This window comes from Chromobacterium sp. Ag138 (assembly GCF_055181315.1).
In genome coordinates this window covers 3,354,649-3,371,691 of record NZ_JBUPWA010000001.1, presented here as the reverse complement: position 1 = coordinate 3,371,691, position 17,043 = coordinate 3,354,649, and the positions used below count along the sequence as shown (strand labels likewise).

17 protein-coding genes are annotated in these 17,043 nt (G+C 67.9%); 6 read left to right on the top strand and 11 right to left on the bottom strand.

All coding sequences use genetic code 11. The features are described 5' to 3' along the window. The first annotated feature begins 93 nt into the window (after positions 1-93). Positions 94-2,859, top strand: a complete 2,766-nt coding sequence (locus tag ACY3GB_RS15660) for a M16 family metallopeptidase (RefSeq protein ID WP_463089565.1) — start codon at positions 94-96, stop codon at positions 2,857-2,859. 24 nt (positions 2,860-2,883) lie between these two features. Here ACY3GB_RS15660 and dinB read toward each other — a convergent pair whose 3' ends face one another. The 3 genes from dinB to ACY3GB_RS15645 all read right to left on the bottom strand — a co-directional run bounded on the left by dinB (position 2,884) and on the right by ACY3GB_RS15645 (position 5,145). After that, the gene (gene dinB / locus ACY3GB_RS15655; protein WP_463089564.1) at positions 2,884-4,026 is read right to left on the bottom strand and encodes a DNA polymerase IV; all 1,143 of its coding nucleotides are present in this window, start codon (positions 4,024-4,026) and stop codon (positions 2,884-2,886) included. A gap of 6 nt (positions 4,027-4,032) precedes the next feature. Next, positions 4,033-4,332, bottom strand: coding sequence for an Rdx family protein (locus ACY3GB_RS15650; RefSeq protein ID WP_021479181.1), 300 nt, complete (start codon positions 4,330-4,332; stop codon positions 4,033-4,035). A 357-nt stretch (positions 4,333-4,689) separates the two neighbouring features. Next, on the bottom strand, positions 4,690-5,145 hold the full coding sequence (locus ACY3GB_RS15645; RefSeq protein ID WP_463089563.1) for a copper chaperone PCu(A)C: 456 nt from the start codon (positions 5,143-5,145) through the stop codon (positions 4,690-4,692). Between the two features lie 189 nt (positions 5,146-5,334). Between ACY3GB_RS15645 and ACY3GB_RS15640 the strand changes: the two genes are divergently transcribed. The 4 genes from ACY3GB_RS15640 (at position 5,335) to ACY3GB_RS15625 (ending at position 8,028) form a co-directional block, all read left to right on the top strand. Continuing rightward, entirely contained in the window at positions 5,335-5,982 is a 648-nt protein-coding gene (locus tag ACY3GB_RS15640; RefSeq protein WP_046155196.1) for a MarC family NAAT transporter, read from the top strand. 85 nt (positions 5,983-6,067) lie between these two features. Then, positions 6,068-6,901, top strand: coding sequence for a helix-turn-helix domain-containing protein (locus ACY3GB_RS15635; RefSeq protein ID WP_463089562.1), 834 nt, complete (start codon positions 6,068-6,070; stop codon positions 6,899-6,901). A 96-nt stretch (positions 6,902-6,997) separates the two neighbouring features. Next, a complete protein-coding gene (locus ACY3GB_RS15630; RefSeq protein ID WP_463089561.1) occupies positions 6,998-7,708 on the top strand; it encodes an AzlC family ABC transporter permease in 711 nt (236 codons plus the stop codon). Next, on the top strand, positions 7,705-8,028 hold the full coding sequence (locus ACY3GB_RS15625; protein WP_463089560.1) for an AzlD domain-containing protein: 324 nt from the start codon (positions 7,705-7,707) through the stop codon (positions 8,026-8,028). The genes ACY3GB_RS15630 and ACY3GB_RS15625 overlap by 4 nt, the downstream gene beginning before the upstream one ends. Here the strand turns inward: ACY3GB_RS15625 and ACY3GB_RS15620 are convergent. Together ACY3GB_RS15620 and ACY3GB_RS15615 are read right to left on the bottom strand one after the other, a co-directional pair. Next, positions 8,023-9,336 (bottom strand): sodium-dependent transporter, encoded by a 1,314-nt coding sequence (locus tag ACY3GB_RS15620; RefSeq protein ID WP_463089559.1) that lies wholly within the window; start codon positions 9,334-9,336, stop codon positions 8,023-8,025. The genes ACY3GB_RS15625 and ACY3GB_RS15620 overlap by 6 nt on opposite strands. Positions 9,337-9,555: 219 nt before the next feature. Beyond that, positions 9,556-10,926, bottom strand: coding sequence for an amino acid permease (locus ACY3GB_RS15615; RefSeq protein ID WP_463089558.1), 1,371 nt, complete (start codon positions 10,924-10,926; stop codon positions 9,556-9,558). 348 nt (positions 10,927-11,274) lie between these two features. Here ACY3GB_RS15615 and ACY3GB_RS15610 point away from each other — a divergent pair, with 348 nt between their 5' ends. Beyond that, positions 11,275-11,985, top strand: coding sequence for a glycine zipper 2TM domain-containing protein (locus ACY3GB_RS15610; protein ID WP_463089557.1), 711 nt, complete (start codon positions 11,275-11,277; stop codon positions 11,983-11,985). A 66-nt stretch (positions 11,986-12,051) separates the two neighbouring features. Here the strand turns inward: ACY3GB_RS15610 and ACY3GB_RS15605 are convergent, their stop codons facing one another. From ACY3GB_RS15605 to bioH, 6 genes are all read right to left on the bottom strand, one after another. Next, positions 12,052-12,936 carry a sterol desaturase family protein gene (locus ACY3GB_RS15605; RefSeq protein WP_463089556.1) on the bottom strand — a complete coding sequence of 295 codons (885 nt, stop codon included), beginning with the start codon at positions 12,934-12,936 and terminating at the stop codon, positions 12,052-12,054. A gap of 193 nt (positions 12,937-13,129) precedes the next feature. Then, on the bottom strand, positions 13,130-13,780 hold the full coding sequence (locus ACY3GB_RS15600; protein ID WP_046168118.1) for a glutathione S-transferase family protein: 651 nt from the start codon (positions 13,778-13,780) through the stop codon (positions 13,130-13,132). 83 nt (positions 13,781-13,863) lie between these two features. Next, positions 13,864-14,763 (bottom strand): patatin-like phospholipase family protein, encoded by a 900-nt coding sequence (locus ACY3GB_RS15595; RefSeq protein ID WP_463089555.1) that lies wholly within the window; start codon positions 14,761-14,763, stop codon positions 13,864-13,866. Positions 14,764-14,778: 15 nt separating this feature from the next. Beyond that, positions 14,779-15,327 (bottom strand): N-acetyltransferase family protein, encoded by a 549-nt coding sequence (locus ACY3GB_RS15590; protein ID WP_463089554.1) that lies wholly within the window; start codon positions 15,325-15,327, stop codon positions 14,779-14,781. Positions 15,328-15,365: 38 nt separating this feature from the next. Continuing rightward, positions 15,366-16,271 carry a malonyl-ACP O-methyltransferase BioC gene (gene bioC, locus ACY3GB_RS15585; protein ID WP_463089553.1) on the bottom strand — a complete coding sequence of 302 codons (906 nt, stop codon included), beginning with the start codon at positions 16,269-16,271 and terminating at the stop codon, positions 15,366-15,368. Continuing rightward, the gene (bioH, locus tag ACY3GB_RS15580; protein ID WP_463089552.1) at positions 16,268-17,032 is read right to left on the bottom strand and encodes a pimeloyl-ACP methyl ester esterase BioH; all 765 of its coding nucleotides are present in this window, start codon (positions 17,030-17,032) and stop codon (positions 16,268-16,270) included. Before bioH ends, bioC begins: the two co-directional genes overlap by 4 nt. Positions 17,033-17,043 lie beyond the last annotated feature (11 nt).

The following is a 17,043-nucleotide window of genomic DNA, read 5'->3' as shown; positions in this document are numbered from 1 at the left end:
TCCATCCGCCCCGCGCGGCTTGACGCCGCGAACGACGCTGCGGCATCGTCAAGCGGACGCCCTCCCATCCAGCAAGGAAACGCAACTGAATCCATGAGACTGAAGACCCTGAGCCTGCTGCTGGCGCTGGCTTTGTCGCCCGCGCTGTCCGTCCACGCCGAAACCGCCGCGCCGGCCGTCCAGCGCGCGCAGGCGGCCGCCCCCTACGCCAGCGCCGAAGGCATCAGCGAATACCGGCTGGCCAACGGCCTGCGCGTGCTGCTGGCGCCCGACGACTCCAAGCCCACCACCACCGTCAACCTGACCTATCTGGTCGGCAGCCGCCACGAAGGCTACGGCGAAACCGGCATGGCCCACCTGTTGGAGCACATGCTGTTCAAGGGCACGCCCACCAGCGGCAACCTGATGTCCGAGCTGTCCAAGCGCGGCATGCAGTTCAACGGCTCCACCTTCTTCGACCGCACCAACTACTTCGAAACCTTCCCCGCCGACCCCGCCAGCCTGGACTGGGCGCTGGCGATGGAGGCCGACCGCATGGTCAACAGCAAGGTGGCCAGGAGCGACCTGGACACCGAGTTCTCGGTGGTGCGCAACGAGATGGAGCAGGGCGAGAACAACCCGGCCAACGTGCTGTGGAAGCAGCTGTCGGCGATCACCTTCGACTGGCACAACTACGGCCACAGCACGATAGGCGCCCGCTCCGACGTGGAAAAGGTGCGCATCGAAAACCTGCAGGCCTTCTACCGCAAGTACTACCAGCCCGACAACGCGGTGCTGGTGGTGGGCGGCAAGTTCGACCCCGCCCGCACGCTGGCGCGGATCGAAACGCTGTTCGGCAAGATTCCGCGCCCGCAGCGCGAGCTGGTCCCCACCTGGACCGAGGAGCCGCAGCGCGACGGCGAGCGCGAAGTCACCGTGCGCCGCGTCGGCGACACCCAGCTGGCGGCGACGCTGTACCGCACCGCGGCCGGCAGCCATCCGGACAGCGCCGCGCTGCAGGCGTTGGCGGTGATTTTGGCCGATACGCCCAACGGCCGCCTGTACAAGAACCTGGTCGCCGCCCACAAGGCCGTCGGCGTCAGCGCGATGCCGTTCGAGCTGGCCGAGCCCGGCTACATCGTGTTCCTGGCCGAGCTGTCCAAACGCCAGAGCCTAGCCCAGGCCCGCCCCATCCTGCAGGCCACCGTCGAGGCCATCCGCGCCAAACCCATCACCGCCGCCGAACTCAAGCGCGCCAAAGCCGCGCTCTTGAAGGACATCGAGCAAACGCTGAACGATCCGCAGCGGCTGGCGGTGCAGCTGTCCGAGTCCATCGCGCTGGGCGACTGGCGGCTGTATTTCCTGCAGCGCGACCGCATCGAGGCGCTGACCGTCGCCGACGTGCAGCGGGCGGCGGAAAACTACTTCAAGCCCAGCAACCGCAGCTACGGCCAGTTCATCCCCACCGCCAAACCCGACCGCGCCGACATCCCGCCGGCGCCGGACGTGGCCGCGATGGTCAAGGATTACAAGGGCAAGGCCGCCGTCGCCGCCGGCGAAGCCTTCGACGCCAGCCCCGCCAATATCGAGGCCCGCACCCAGCGCGGCCGGCTCGCCAACGGCGCGGCGATCGCGCTGCTGCCCAAGCAGACCCGCGGCAATGTCGTCCACGGCGCGTTCAGCTTCTCCTTCGGCGACGCCGGCAATCTGCGCGGCCAGGCCGCGGCGGCCGAACTGGCCGCCAACATGCTGGAGCGCGGCAGCCGCAAGCTGGGCCGCGCCGCCATCGCCGACCAGCTGGACGCGCTGCAGGCCAGCCTGGACATCGGCCAGGACGGCCAGGACCTGCAGGTGCGCTTCAAGACCACCCGCCAGAACCTGCCGGCGCTGCTGGAGCTGATCGCCGAGCTGCTGCAGCAGCCGGCCTTCCCCGCCGACGAGTTCGAGCAGCTGAAGCGCCAGGCGCTGGCCGGCATCGACGCCTCGCGCGGCGAGCCGCAGGCGCTGGCCGGCCAGGCGGTCAGCCAGCAGCTGAACGCCTACGCCAAGGACGACATCCGCTACAGCCCGACGCTGGACGAATCCTACCGCGACATCGCCGGGGTGAGGCTGGACGCGCTCAAGCGCTTCCACCAGCAGTTCTACGGCGCCGATCACGGGCAGCTGGCCCTGGTCGGCGACTTCGACGCCGCCGCCGTCCGCGGCCAGCTGGACCGGCTGTTCGGCCGCTGGAACAGCAAGGCCGCCTACCAGCGCGTGGACGGCCTGCTGCCGCAACCCAAGCCGGCCAGCCTGTCCATCGCCACGCCGGACAAGGCCAACGCCGTCTACAGCGCCTCGCTGCCGCTGGCCATCGGCGACGACTCGCCCGACTACCCGGCGCTGCTGCTGGCCAACGAGATCCTGGGCGGCGGCGCGCAATCGCGGCTGCTGACGCGGCTGCGCCAGCAGGACGGCATCAGCTACGGCGCCGGCAGCGGCGTCGACGCCGCCAGCTTCGGCAAGGTGGGCGCGTGGCGGATGGGCGCGATCTTCGCGCCGCAGAATCTGGACAAGCTGAAACAGGGCGTGGCCGAGGAGCTGGCGCGGCTGCGGCGCGACGGCGTCACCGCCCAGGAGCTGGCCGAAGCCAAACAGGGCCTGCGGCGGACCTACCAGGTGGCGCTGGCCCAGGACGGCCCGCTCAGCGACCTGCTGCAGCGCCAGCTGTGGCAGGGCCGCACCATGGCTTTCACCCGCGAGCGGCTGGCGATGCTGGACGCGCTGACGGTGGACGACGTCAACGCCGCGCTGCGCAAGTATCTGCAGCCGGAATTGCTGACCCAGGCCTACGCCGGCGACTTTTCCGCCAAGCCGGCCGTGGTGAAACCCGCGCCCTGATCCGGACGCGAACGGATGCTTCCGCTAGGCGGAGGCATCCTCCGCCGGGCCATCCTCCGCCGGTGCCTCTCCAGCCGGCGCGTTGTCCGGCAGCGGCCGGCCGTCGCGGCCGAACAGCCGCAGCTGGCGCGGCAGGTCGAAATCGTCGGCCAGCTTCACGCCGACGCCCAGCAAGCGCACCGGGCGGCTGCCGCGGGCATGGCCGGTGCGCAGCAGCTGGCCGAAGGCCGCCATCGACAGCGCGTAACCCGGCTGCTCCACCGTGGTCTGGCTGAAATCGTCGAACTTCAGCTTCACCGACAGCCCCTTGAAATCCGGGCTGCCGCTGCGCGCCAGCCGCGCCTGCAGCCGGTCCGCCAGCTCCGGCAGCTTGGACAGGCAGCTGGCGAGGTCGGGCAGGTCCTGGGCGTAGGTCTCCTCGACGCTGATCGTCTTGCGGCTGCGGTCGGTGGACACCGGCCGCTCGTCGCGGCCCTGCGACAGCGCCAGCAGCCGCTCGCCAAAGCTGCCGAAATGGCGGAACAGGTCGGCCGGCGACCAGCGCCTGAGGTCGCCGCAGCTGTGTATGCCCAGCCGGTGCAGCCGTTCGGCGGTGACGCGGCCGACGCCGTGTATCTTCTCCACCGGCAAGGTGACGACGAAAGCGTCGACGTCGCGCGGCCGGATCAGGAACTGGCCGTCCGGCTTGTTCCAGTCGCTGGCCACCTTGGCCAGGAATTTGTTGGGCGCGATGCCGGCCGACGCGGTGATGCCCACCTCGTCGCGGATCTGGCGGCGTATCGCCTCGGCCATCAGCGTGGCGCTGCCCTGCTCGTGCGGCTGGCCGGTGACGTCCAGATAGGCCTCGTCCAGCGACAGCGGCTCGATCACGTCGGTGTAGCGCTGGTAGATGGCCATGATCTGCTGGCTGGCCAGCCGGTAGCGCGCCATGTCCGGCGGCAGGATCACCAGTTCCGGGCACAGCCGGAGCGCGCGCGCCGACGACATCGCCGAGTGCACGCCGTAGCGGCGGGCGATGTAGTTGCAGGTGGCCACCACGCCGCGCGTCTCCGGGCGGCCGCCCACCGCCAGCGGCGCATCGCGCAGCCTGGGGTCGTCGCGCATCTCGATCGCGGCGTAGAAGCAGTCGCAGTCGACGTGGATGATCTTGCGTTGCGGGGCGTTCATCGGGAATCAGGGACGGTCGCTGTGCCCCAGCGCCTTGTCCGGCGCGATGCGGTCGCGCAGCCGCTGCTTGAGGATTTTCAGCTCGGGAAAGCCGTCTTCCGCCTTGCGGTCCCACAGCAGCTCGCCGTCGACCTCGACGCGGAACACCCCGCCGCTGCCGGGGCGCAGCGCCACCTCGGCCAGTTCTTTTTCAAAGGTGGTCAGCAGTTCCTGGGCCAGCCAGCCGGCGCGCAGCAGCCAACGGCAGCCGGTGCAGTAATGGATGACGACGCGGGGCAGGGAAGCGGGGGAGTCGGACGGATTCATGATGGAAAGACGCGGCGGGAACAAAACGACAGCATAACGTAAAAAACGGCGCCGACCCCCTGTTTGCAGCGTGTTGTGCGGGTGCGAAGCACCCTCTCCTCCATCGTTTCTCTTTTGTTTGGCAGACTTGGCGCAGTGCCGAGTCGGGGGCCGGCGTCGCGGATATCGTCTTGTTCAACCTTGTTGCTCGGGCCAGTGTGCCCAGCCGGGCCGGGACTGTAAAGTCCGGAATGGTCGCCTCGCGCATTGCTGCGAAGCAGCATGTAACTTCGGCGCAACGGCGGCCAAACAAACAAAAAAACAGCAGCTTGCGCCGATATGGCGGCAAGCTGCTGCGGGCATGGCTTGGTAGCGCTATCAGTGCGCGTGGTCGTCGGCGCCGTCCTGCACCACCACCTGCACCTCCACCTGGCCGGCCTTCTCGAAGCCCAGCGTCAGCGGGAAGCGGTCGCCGGCCTTCAGCGGCTGCTTCAGACCCATCAGCATGATGTGGTAGCTGCCCGGCGCGAACTTGACGGTCTGGCCCGGCGCGACCGCCACGCCGCCCTCCACCTTGCGCATCCGCATCACGCCGTTGTCGTTGACGTGGGTGTGCAGCTCGGCGCGATCGGCGCGCGGGGTGCTGGCCGACACCAGCTTGTCCTCGGCCTTGCCCTGGTTTTCCAGCGACAGGTAGACGCCGCCGGTCTGGCTGGCGGCCGGCATCGCGCGGCTCCACGGATGGCCGATGTGGATTGCGCCCAGCTGGAAGGAGTGGGCGGCTGCCAGGCCGGACAGGCACAGGCCCAACAGGGCGGCGGCGAAACGTTTCATCGCGGGGTCTCCAATTGAAAATGGCTCTCACTCTAGCACGCCGCGCGGGCCGATGAACGCGACAAATTGCCGCATCCGTCGGCCTCGCGCCACACCTTGCCATGCCGCCGGTCTAAAGCGCAGTCCCCGGCTACCCCGCCGCAACGTAAGCCTCTACAATCGGCGGGCTAGATACCCGGCCTCAACACCATGTTCAAAACCTTGTCGCTGCAATTCCTGTTCGGCGGTCTGCTCAGCCTGATCACCATCACCAATCCGCTGTCCAAGATTCCGCTGTTCATCACGCTGACCCGCGAAATGAGCGAACCGCACCGCGACTCGCAAGCCCGCCGCGCCTGCGTGTTCGCCGCCGCCATCATGGCGGTGAGCCTGCTGGCCGGCAACCTGATCATGGCCGCCTTCGGCATTTCCTACGGCGCGCTGCGCATCGCCGGCGGCTTCGTGGTGGCGGTGCTGGGCTACCGCATGCTGTTCTTGTCGCAGGACCCCGGCCAGGCGCCCAAACAGTCCGGCGAGCGCGAGGACTACGCCTTCTTCCCGCTGGCGATGCCCGGCATCAGCGGCCCCGGCACCATCGCGGTGGTGATAGGCATTTCCACCGAGATCGCCGAACTGTCCACGCTGCCGGCCAAGGCGCTGGCCTTCGCGATGACTTTCGCCGCCATCGGCCTGACCTGCGCCGGCATGTGGCTGACGCTGAAGTCGTCGCTGCTGATCTCGGAGCGGCTGGGCCGCGGCGGCCGCGAGGTGATGACGCGGTTGATGGGCTTCCTGCTGATCTGCATCGGCGTGCAGTTCGTCGGCTCCGGCATCCGCACCTTCATGGCCGGCTCGTAAGCCGCCGCCCAAGCCAAGCAAGCCGGCGCGCACAAGCCGCGCCGCCTCTGCCACAATGGACGGACCATCACCGCAGGTCCGCGCCATGCCCGCCCTTTCCGCCGAACGCTCCGAACTGTTCCGCGCCGACGATCTCGGCGCGCTGGAATGCCTGGACGCGCAATACGCCGAGCGGACCTTCCCGCCCCATTTCCACGAGCAGTTCGTCGTCAACACGCTGACCCTGGGCGCGCAGTCCTACCGCCACCGCGGCGGCCTGCACCGCGCCGGCGTCGGCGCGCTGGTGCTGATCAATCCCGGCGAGGTGCACACCGGCGAAACCGCCCACGAAAACGGCTGGGCCTATCGCGGCTTCTATCCCGGCGTCGACATGATAGGCGGCTTGGCCGCCGACCTGAACGGCAAGGCCGGCCTGCCCTATTTTCGCGACACCGTGGTGGTCGACCCCGGCCTGGCGCGCCGGCTGGACAGCCTGCACCTGCTGCTGCGCGACAGCCGCGACGCGTTGCGGCGCGAATCGGCGCTGGCCGCGGTGTTCAGCGAGGTATTGGTCAAATACATGCGGCTGCGCCCGGACAAGCAGGCATCCGCCCCCGGCGCCGTGGAAACCGTCAGGCAGATGCTGGCCGACGATCCCGCCGCCAACCACTCGCTGCAGCAACTGGCGGCGGCAGTCGGCCTGTCGCCCTGGCAGCTATGCCGCCAGTTCAAGCGCGAAACCGGTCTGCCGCCGGTGGCCTGGCGCAACCAGCTGCGGGTGGCGCGCGCCCGCAAGCTGCTGGCGGCCGGCATGCGGCCCGGCGCGGCGGCGCTGGAGCTGGGCTTCGCCGACCAGCCGCACCTGACCCGCGCGTTTCAGCAGGCGCTGGGCATCACGCCCGCCGCCTATCAGAAGGCCGTGGGCGCGCGGCCCCGCTGAGTCGGCCGCAAAATCGTTCAAGACAGGCCGGACGGCCTGCTCCATCATCAGGAACAGAGGGCCGATGTCCGGCCCCGCCGCACGCAGGACTCATCCATGCCCTCCCTATCCGACCGCCGCCGCTGGCTGCTGGACGGCGCGCGCGACACCATTCCGATGATGGTGGGCGCGGCGCCGTTCGGCGTGATCTTCGGCACCCTGGCCATCGCCGCCGGACTGTCGCCCGCCGCCACGGCGGCGATGTCGCTGCTGGTCTTCGCCGGCTCCTCGCAATTCATCGCCGTCAGCCTGGTTTCCGCCGGCGCGGCCCTGCCGGTGATCTGGCTGACCACCTTCGTCGTCAACCTGCGCCACGCGCTGTACAGCGCCACCCTGCTGCCCTACGCCCGGCCGTGGCCTCTGGCCTGGCGCTGGCCGCTGGCGTTCTGGCTCACCGACGAGACCTTCGCCGTGGTCGAGCACCGCTTCCGCAGCCTGGGCGCGGACGGCGGCCAGTGGTACTGGCTGGGATCGTCGCTGGCCATGTATCTGAACTGGCAGCTATGGACGCTGGCCGGCGTGGCGCTGGGACGCTCGGTGCCGGGACTGGACAGATTGGGATTGGATTTCGCGATGGTGGCCACCTTCGCCGCCATCGTCGCGCCGCAGCTGAAGAAGCGGCCGACGCTGGCCGCGGCGTTGGCCGCGGGCGCGGTGGCGCTATTGGCGCGCGGCCTGCCCTACAAGCTGGACCTGATGCTGGCCGCGCTGGCCGGCGTCGCCGCCGGCATGATGGTTGAACGCGGACAGAAACGGGAGGCCGCATGAACTCATGGCAACACTGGGCGGCCATCGTCGGCATGCTGGCCGCCACGTTGGCGATACGCGCCAGCTTCCTGGTCTTCGGCCAGCGGCTGGCCTTTCCCGGCTGGCTGAACCGCGCGCTGCACTACGTGCCGGCGGCGGTGCTGTCGGCGCTGGTGGCGCCGATGGCGCTGGCGCCGGCCGGAACCATAGACCTGTCCTGGCATAACGCCTATCTGGCCGGCACCATCGTCGCCATCGCCGTGGCCTGGAAAAACGGCAAGACGCTGCTGGCCATCGTGGTCAGCTTCGCGGTCTATGGCGCGCTGCGCTGGCTGCTATAGGTTGTAGGCCAGCACCAGGCCTATCATCAGCGGCGCCAGCCAGCGGCAGGCGACGCGCATCAGCGTCGCCGCCGGCGCGGACAACCGCAACTCGTCCCGCACCGCCGGCCACGCCACACAGCCGGCGAACAGCGCGGTGCCGATGCAGCCCAAGGGCAGCAGCACATTGGACGCGGCGTAGTCCATCAGTTCGAACGCGTTGCGGCCGAACAGCTTGCAGTCGGCCAGCGGTCCGAAAGACAGCGCCGCCGGCACGCCGGCGAGAAAGGCCAGCGCGGTCACCGCCAGCGTCGCCTTGCGCCGGCTCGCGCCGAACTCGTCTATCGGCAGGATGGCCACCACCTCCAGCAGCGACACCGCCGAGGTCAGCGCCGCCATCAGCAGCAGCGCGAAGAACGCCGTCGCGAACAGCTGGCCGTAGGGCAGATGGTTGAACACCACCGGCATCACCATATAAGTCAGGCCGGGGCCGGCCTGCGGATTCAGGCCGAAGGCGTAGATCGCGGGGAAGATCATCAAACCGGCCAGCACCGAAGTCAGCGCGGTCAGCCCGGTCACCCACAGCGCCGAGTTGCCGAGCCGGGTGTCCGGCCCCAGGTAGGAGCCGTAGGCCAGCATGCAGCCGGCGCCCACCGACAGCGAGAAGCAGGCCAGGCCCAGCGCCTCCACCAGCATGCCAGGCGTCAGCCGGGCGAAATCCGGCCGGAACAGCGCCTCCACCCCCGCCATCGCGCCGGGCAGCGTCAAGGCGCGGATGATCAGCGCCAGCATCAGCAGGAACAGCAGCGGCATCAGCAGCTTGCCGACGCGCTCGATGCCCTTCTGCACCCCGCCGGCCACCACCAGCAGCGTCAGGCCGGCGAACAGCGCGTGAGTCAGCAGCGCCTCGGCGGGATCGCCGACGTACTGGCCGAACAGCGCGGCCAGCGCGCCCGCGTCGTCGCTCATCACCCGGCCGTCCAGCGCGCGCAGCAGGTAGCCCAGCGTCCAGCCGCCGACCACGCTGTAAAAGGAAAACACCAGGAAGCAGCACAGCACGCCGCCGTAGCCCAGCAGCTTCCAGCGCGGCGAGCCCAGCCGGGAGAACGCGCCGACCGCCCCGCAGCCGGCCGCGCGGCCCAGCGCCAGCTCGGCCTGCAGCAAGGCCAGCCCCAAGGTGAAAGTGAAGGCCAGGTAGACCAGCAGAAAAGCGCCGCCGCCGTTCATGGCGGTGACGTAGGGGAATTTCCAGATGGAACCGAGGCCCACCGTGGCGCCGGCCGAAGCCAGAATGAAACCGAGGCGGGAACCCCATTGCGTGCGTGGCATGACAACTCCTGAGTCAGAACTGTTTGCCGCCGCACGGGATGAAAAGCTGGATACAACAAGGCCGCCCATGACGGCGGCCCGGAAAGCGGATGTGAACACTCCTGGCGCGCCGGCTTAGCCGCGCCACCACCAATTTTGGGTCTGGAGTGAAATAATCTGCTTCATCATGGTTCAAGCATGCCGGTTAACGCCCGCAGGCGTCAAGCCCGGCGTGCGCGCTCAAGCGTTCTCGCTGGCCAGCTTGGCCTTGGCCGGCGGGGTCTTCTTCAGGCGGAAGCCCGCCCACAGCAGGCCCAGCCACACCGGCAGCACGTAGACCGACACCGCCATGCCCGGCGTGAACAGCAGGATGCCCAGGATCATCACCATGAAAGCCAGGCAGATCCAGTTGGACAGCGGGAACCAGAACGACGGGAACACCAGCTTCTGGCCGCCCTTGGCGCGGCGGAACTTCAGGTGGGTCAGGCTGATCATCGCCCAGTTGGTGACCAGCGCGGCCACCACCAGCGACATCAGCAGGCCCAGCGCCTCGCCCGGCAGCAGGTAGTTCAGGATCACGCAGGCGAAAGTGGCCACCGCGGAGAACAGCGTGGCGTAAACCGGCACGCCGCGCGTGTCCAGCTTGCCCAGCGCGCGCGGCGCGTTGCCCTGCCTGGCCAGGCCGAACAGCATGCGGCTGGTGGCGTAGACACAGCTGTTGTACACCGACAGCGCCGCGGTCAGCACCACGAAGTTCAGCGCGTGCGCGGTGAAGCCGGCGCCGATCTGCTCGAAGATCATCACGAAGGGGCTGCCGCCGGCGGCCACCTTGCTCCACGGGTACAGCGACAGCAGCACCGCCAGCGAACCGATGTAGAAGATCAGGATGCGGTAGATCACCTGGTTCACGGCTTTGGGGATGGTCTTCTGCGGGTCGGACGCCTCGGCCGCGGTCATGCCGATCAGCTCCAGGCCGCCGAAGGAGAACATGATCACCGCCATCATCATGAACAGGCCTTTGACACCGTGCGGGAAGAAGCCGCCGTCGTTCCACAGATTGCTGACCGAAGCCTGCGGACCGCCGGTGCCGGACAGCAGCAGGTAGCCGCCGAAAACGATCATGCCGATCACCGCCGCCACCTTGATCAGCGCGAACCAGAACTCGGTCTCGCCGTAGGATTTGACGTTGGCCAGGTTGATGCCGTTGATGCAGACGAAGCACACCAGCGCGGTCAGCCAGGCCGGCACATGCGGCCACCAGTACTGGACATAGGCGCCGACCGCGGTCAGCTCGGCCATGCTCACCAGCACGTACAGCACCCAGTAGTTCCAGCCGGACAGGAAGCCGGGGAAGCTGCCCCAGTAGCGGTAGGCGAAGTGGCTGAACGAGCCGGCCACCGGCTCCTCGGCCACCATCTCGCCCAATTGGCGCATGATCATGAAGGCGATGAAGCCGGCGATGGCGTAGCCGAGGATCATCGAGGGGCCGGCCGACTTCAATACGCTGGCCGAGCCGAGGAACAGGCCGGTGCCGACGGCGCCGCCCAGCGCGATCAGCTGGATGTGGCGGTTTTTCAGCTGTCGCTGCAAACCGGTGTGGGCTTCGCTCACTATGAATTCTCCTTGAGGTGCGGGCGCCAAACGCGCGCCCGGACGGGTGCGCGACCATCTAAACATCAGCACGACATTGCCGTCAAACCATTGGATACAATATAAATGCCCAAAATATGCACAATGATTGAATTTTAAAAATAAAATTCCCCATTTCCTGCAACTTCAAACCATAAATTGCTCAATCAGACCTATCTAGCTGCGAATTTCCGCATTGGCCGCCCCATGCCCGGCACGAACGTTCGGTTACCTGCAGTGACAAATGCCACACACAGCTCTTGCAACTGTTTGTCGATAATCCCAGTCGAAGGCATTGAGTGACCCGTGCGTCACATCAGGGAGAGAACAATGAAACAATCCGTATTGATCGCCAGCGTGCTCGGCGGCGGCATCGCGCTCGGCGCGGTGGGCGTAGCCGGCATCCAGGCCATGAAGTCGTCGAAACCGGAAACCGCCATCGTCGCCAGCGCGCCGCTGACCCAAGCCTCGGCGCCGGCCATCCAGGCGCTCGCGCCCAGCGCGGCCTCGTCCACCCTCACGCAGCCGGCGCCTCAGGCCTCTACGCCCGTCGTCGCGGCCGCGACCCCGAAAGCGGAACCCGCGCCGGCGCCGAAACCGGCGCATGCCACCCACGCCAGGATCCTGGGCGTGACCCCGATCCGCGAGGCCGGCACCGAGCCCAAGCAGGTCTGCCACCAGGAGCAGGTGGTGCACCAGGCGCCGGTGCAGGACCAAAACCGCATCGCCGGCTCGGTGATCGGCGGCGTGGTCGGCGGCCTGCTGGGCAACCAGGTGGGCGGCGGCAACGGCAAGAAGGCGGCCACCGTCATCGGCGCGCTGGCCGGCGGCTATGCCGGCAACCAGGTGCAGGAAGGCATGCAGCAGCGCGACCAGGTGACCGGCACCCGCACCATCTGCAACACGGAAGAAACAAAGACCGAGAAGATCGTCGGCTACAACGTGCGCTACTCGCTGGATGGCAAGACCGGCACCGTGCGCATGGACGAGAAGCCGAAGGGCAAGACGCTGCCGGCCAAGGACGGCAAGCTGCTGATCTGATCCTCGCGGATCGGCCGCAACCAGAGACAAGGCCCGGCATCGCCGGGCCTTTCTCCATTCTGGGCCTCAGGCCGCGGCCCGCCTCGCCTCCCCGGCGCGCTGCCGCTCCGCCACCTTCTCCGCCGCCTCCGGCGGGCCGAACAGCAACACCAGCCGGTCGCGCCAGCCATCGGCGCGCCAGGCCTCGGCCAGCATGTCGCGCCACTCCACCAGGCTCACCCACAGCGGATTGAAGCTGTTCACCGGCTTGACCGTGCCGTAATCGCACGGGTCGCTCTCCAGCTCCTCGGCATAGGTGCCGAACATCCGGTCCCAGATCACCAGCACGCCGGCGTAGTTGTGGTCGATGTAGCGCGGGTTCTTGGCGTGGTGGCCGCGGTGGATGGACGGGGTGTTGAACACATGCTCCAGCCAGCCCAGCTTGGGCGAAGCCTGGGTGTGGACGAAGAACTGGAAGGCCAGGTTGAGCAGCACCACCGCCACCACCTGCTCCGGCGGGAAACCGACCCAGGCCAGCGGCAGCCAGAACGCCCACATGCCGGCCAGCGGATACATCAGGCTCTGGCGGAAGGCGGTGGTGAAGTTCATCCGCGTCGAGCTGTGGTGGACGCTATGCGCCGCCCACAGCCAACGCACGCGGTGGCTGACGCGATGAAACCAGTAGTAGAGGAAGTCCTGGCCGAGGAACAGCAAGAAAAAGCTCAGCCAGCTGGCGGAAAAATCGAGCAGACGATGGTACTGGTAGATCCAGCCGTACAGCGGCAGCACCAATACCCAGGCCAGCTTGTCCGCGCCCTGGTGCAGCAGGCCCAGCGCCGCGCTGCATAGCGAGTCCCGCCAATTGTAGAGGCCAAGCCGGCCCTGGCGCCGAAACAGCCACAGCTCCCAGGCGACAAACAGCAGGAATACCGGCGCCAGCGCCAGCAGGATCAATTCAATCGGAAATTTCATCGCAGCCCGCCATAGAGCAAACACTTGATTGGAGTGTAAGCTCTATCCACGCTGGGCTGTCAACCGCGGCAACCCTGCCGGCGCGCTTTCTCGGCCCGCTGTGGCGGGAAAACCATACGAAAAGCGGCCATCTACCAACCGGGGGATGGCCACCAAACGGCAAGACAGCCGCATGCCGCGGCCAGCGCATTGTTCAGTCGCGGCGGGCCATCAACGCGGCCAGCGAAGCGTCGCGCTCGCTCCACACCCGCGCCACGCTGGGGCGCTCGCCCAGGCGGCGCAAGTAGTCGCTACAGCCTTCCAGCCGCTGCGTCATGTCCTCGCCGAGAAAAGTCTGGCTCAGGCGCGCCACCACCGGCAGGATGCCGGCGGCGCTGAGATCGGCGAAGCTGAAGTCCTCGCCGGCCAGCCAGGGGCGGCACTGCGCCAGCTTGGCCACCGCGCCAATGCCGCGCGCCAGCGCCTGGCGGATCTCCTCGCACTTCTCCGGCTCCGGCCGGGTGCCTTTCAGCATGTGGCGGATCAGCGGGCTGGCCGGCAGCATCACGTACAGTTCCAGCATCGCGGTCAGCTCGCGCGCCAGCGCCCGGCTGTTGGGCGTCGGCGGCAGCAGCGAAGCGGTGGGGTAGGCGTCCTCCAGCCACTCCAGGATCACCGTCGATTCGGCCAGCGGGTGGCCGTTGATCTCGACGAAGGGGATCTTGCCCATCGGGCTCTTTTCCAGCAGCTCGTCCTCTTGCGAAGGCGTCGTCACCACTTCCTGGAAATTGACCCCCTTCTCCAGCAAGGCGATCTTCACCTTGTTGTAGTAGGGAGACAGCGGAATACCGTGCAGTTTGATCATGCCGACTCCAATAGCGATGGGTTCGTAAGCGCCGATGCGGGGGGAGGCATCGGCGCGCGGCCTACATCATCCAGCCTATTCCCTTATTTAGCCAGCGCCAGGCTCTTTTGCTGCAGCAATTGGCGGATCTGCGGCAGCATCTGCTGCGCCGCCTTCTCGCCTTCCAGGATGGCCTGATTGCGGGCCTCGAACTCGGCCGAGCCGATGTTCAGCACATTGGGGTGGATCACCACGTCGGCCTGCTTCAGCTCCTGCGCCAGCGCCGAGCCGTTCATGATGCTCAGGCTCTGGTCCAGCATCGACAGGAAACCGGTGGCGCGGCCGGCCTTGGGACGGCCGGTGATGTCGACGGCGATGACGAACTGCGCGCCCATTTCGCGCGCGGCGCTGACCGGCACCGGGCTGACCAGGCCGCCGTCGACATAGCTCTTGCCGCCTATCTTCACCGGCAGGAACACGTTGGGAATGCTGGCCGAGGCGCGCACCGCCTGGCCGGTGTTGCCGGTGCGGAACACCACCCGGCGTCCGCTGTCCAGCTCGGTGGCCACCGCGGCGAACGGCTTGCCCAGTTTCTCCAGCGGGCGGTTGCCCACCTGGGCGTTGATCCAGTTCTGCAGCTTCTCGCCCTTGATCACGCCCTTGGTGGACAACGTCCAGTCGGTGAGGTCGGCCTGGTCCAGCGCGATCGCGCGCTGCTGCAGCTGCATGCCGGTCAGCCCGGACGCGTACAGGCTGCCCACCACGCTGCCGGCGCTGGTGCCGACGATGATGTCCGGCGTGATGCCGGCGCCTTCCAGCACCTTGATCACGCCGATGTGGGCGAAGCCCTTCACCGCGCCGCCGCCCAGCGCCAGCGCGATCTTGGGTTTGGGCAGCGGCTTGGCGACCTGGCCGCTGTCAGGCGGCGAGACGGTCATGCAGGCGGACAACAGGGAGGCGATCCCGGCCAGCAGCGCGGGACGTAGAATGCTCTTGCTAATCATGATTGCATCGGTCTTTCAGACATCGGCGGCCGCCAGGGCCGCCCCAACGGGCGCGGGATCCAGCATCACGTAATTCAGATGCTTCGCGCCCTCCAATTCGAAATGGGTTTCGCCATGGACAGCCATGCCGATGCGGCGGTAGAAGGCGATGGCGCGTTCGTTGCCGTGCCATACCCTCAGCCACAAACGCGGCTGGCCGGGCTGCGCGGCAGCCCATTGCCGCGCCGCCGCCATCAGCCGCCTCCCCAGGCCCTGGCCGGTGTGGCTCTCCACCAGATAGAGTCGCTCCATCTCCTGCGACGGATCATCGCAGCCGGCACAGGCCTCATCCGATTTCAGCTGCGCGTAGCCCAGCAAATGGCCGTTCTTCTCCATCACCAGCAGTTGGCGCGACGGATCGGCGATCAAGGCCGCCATCTTTTCCGGCGTGAATTCGGTCAGCGCATAGCCGGCCAACCCCTGGCGGATGCCGTCGATGGCATAGGTGCTCAGCCACACCTGGATCGACAGCGCGGCGAGAGAAGCCGCGTCGCCCGGACGCGCGGGACGGATTTCCAATTCCATGGCTAACTTTCTTCAAGCTGCGCGGCGGCGGTCCGCCGTCAGGGCTTGGGTGCCTTCTTGACGAATTCGATCACCTGGCGGCCATCGTCGGTCATCTTGGCCAGCTTCTTTTCGGTGCCCTTCCACGCGTGGCCGTATACCACCTCGTAGCTGGCCGGCAGCTTGCCGTCGCGGCGGTGCCGCTCGTACGCGGCCTCCACCTTGCGCCAGGCCTGCTTGCCCATCAGGCCGCGGCCGCGGCCGGCGGTGGCGTTGTGCGCGCCGATCGCTTTCAGGTCGCGCATCACCGCGCGGGCGTCGTCATAGGTCAGCGCGATCTTTTCCATGTCCATCACCGGCTCGGCGAAACCGGCGCGCATCAGCGCGTCGCCGATGTCGTGCATGTCGATGAACTGGTTGACGTGGGTGGCGCCGTCCACGCCGGCGAAGGCGTCGCGCAACTCGAACAGCGTGTCCGGCCCCAATGTGGAAAACATCAGCATGCCGTCCGGCTTCAACACCCGGCGCATCTCGGCGAACATCCGGTCCGGCTCGTTGATCCATTGAATGGTCAGATTGGACCAGATCATGTCGACGCTGGCGTCGGCCAAGGGCAGCTTTTCGATATCGGCGTTGATCTGCCACGGCTGGCTGGGCTTGAACAGCTTCTTCAGCAAGCCGTCGCCGGATCGGCCGCGCTCGCGCGAGGCCTGCAGCATCGCGTGCGCCAGGTCCAGCTCGATCACCCGCGCCTGCGGATAGCGCCGCCGCAACTCGGACGAGCCGTAGCCGGTGCCGGCGCCGGCGTCGAGGATCACCGCCGGCTGATGCTTGATGTAATCCAGCCGTTCCGCCATGCGGTCGGACACTTCGCGCTGCAGCACCGCGGCGGAATCGTAGCTGGCCGCGGCCTTTTCGAACGAGGCGCGCACGCGCGCCTTGTCGGTGTAAAACGCTTCACTCATGCCTGGGTTTCCAGATGCTCGGCAAGCGCGCGCACGAAATCCTGCTCATGGGACAGGAAGGGCGCGTGCGACGCCTGCGGGAATTCGTAAAGGACGGCGTCGGGCAGCGACTCGGCCAGCCAGCGGCCGGCGCCGATGGGGGTGATCGCGTCGCGCGCGCCGTAGAACAGCGCGGTCGGGCACTGGATGCGGCCGGCCAGCGCGCGCGCGTCGGCCTCCAGCAGCAGCTCCAGCGCCGGCAGCAGGCCTTGCGGCCGGCCATGGGAAAACAGTTCGCCGCGCAGCGCCTTCAGCGTGTCGCGCGCCGCCGGCGCGCCCATCATCTGCAAGGCGAGAAAGCGCTCCAGCGTCTGCTCGAACGCGCCGTCCAGGCTCTGGGCGACGGCTTCTATCGATTTGCGCTCCTGCGCGTGCGGCCAGGTCTCGTCGCGGACGAAGCGCGGGCTGGTGGCCACCAGCGCCAGGCTCTTCACCTGAGCCGGATGGCGGGCGGCCCAGTGCTGGGCGATCAGGCCGCCGAGCGACCAGCCCACCACCTGCGCCGGCAAGGGGAAATGGGCCGCGAGCAGGTCGGCCACCGCGTCGGCGTCGAAGCGCGGCAGCGCCGGCGACGCGCCATGGCCCGGCAGATCCACCAGGTGGACGCAGAAACGCGTCGCCAGTTGTTCGGCCACCCGGGCGAACACGCCGCCGTGCAGCCCCCAGCCGTGCAGCATGACCACGTCCGGCCCCTGGCCCTGCGTTTCGACAAACAGATTCATGAACGGTCAAA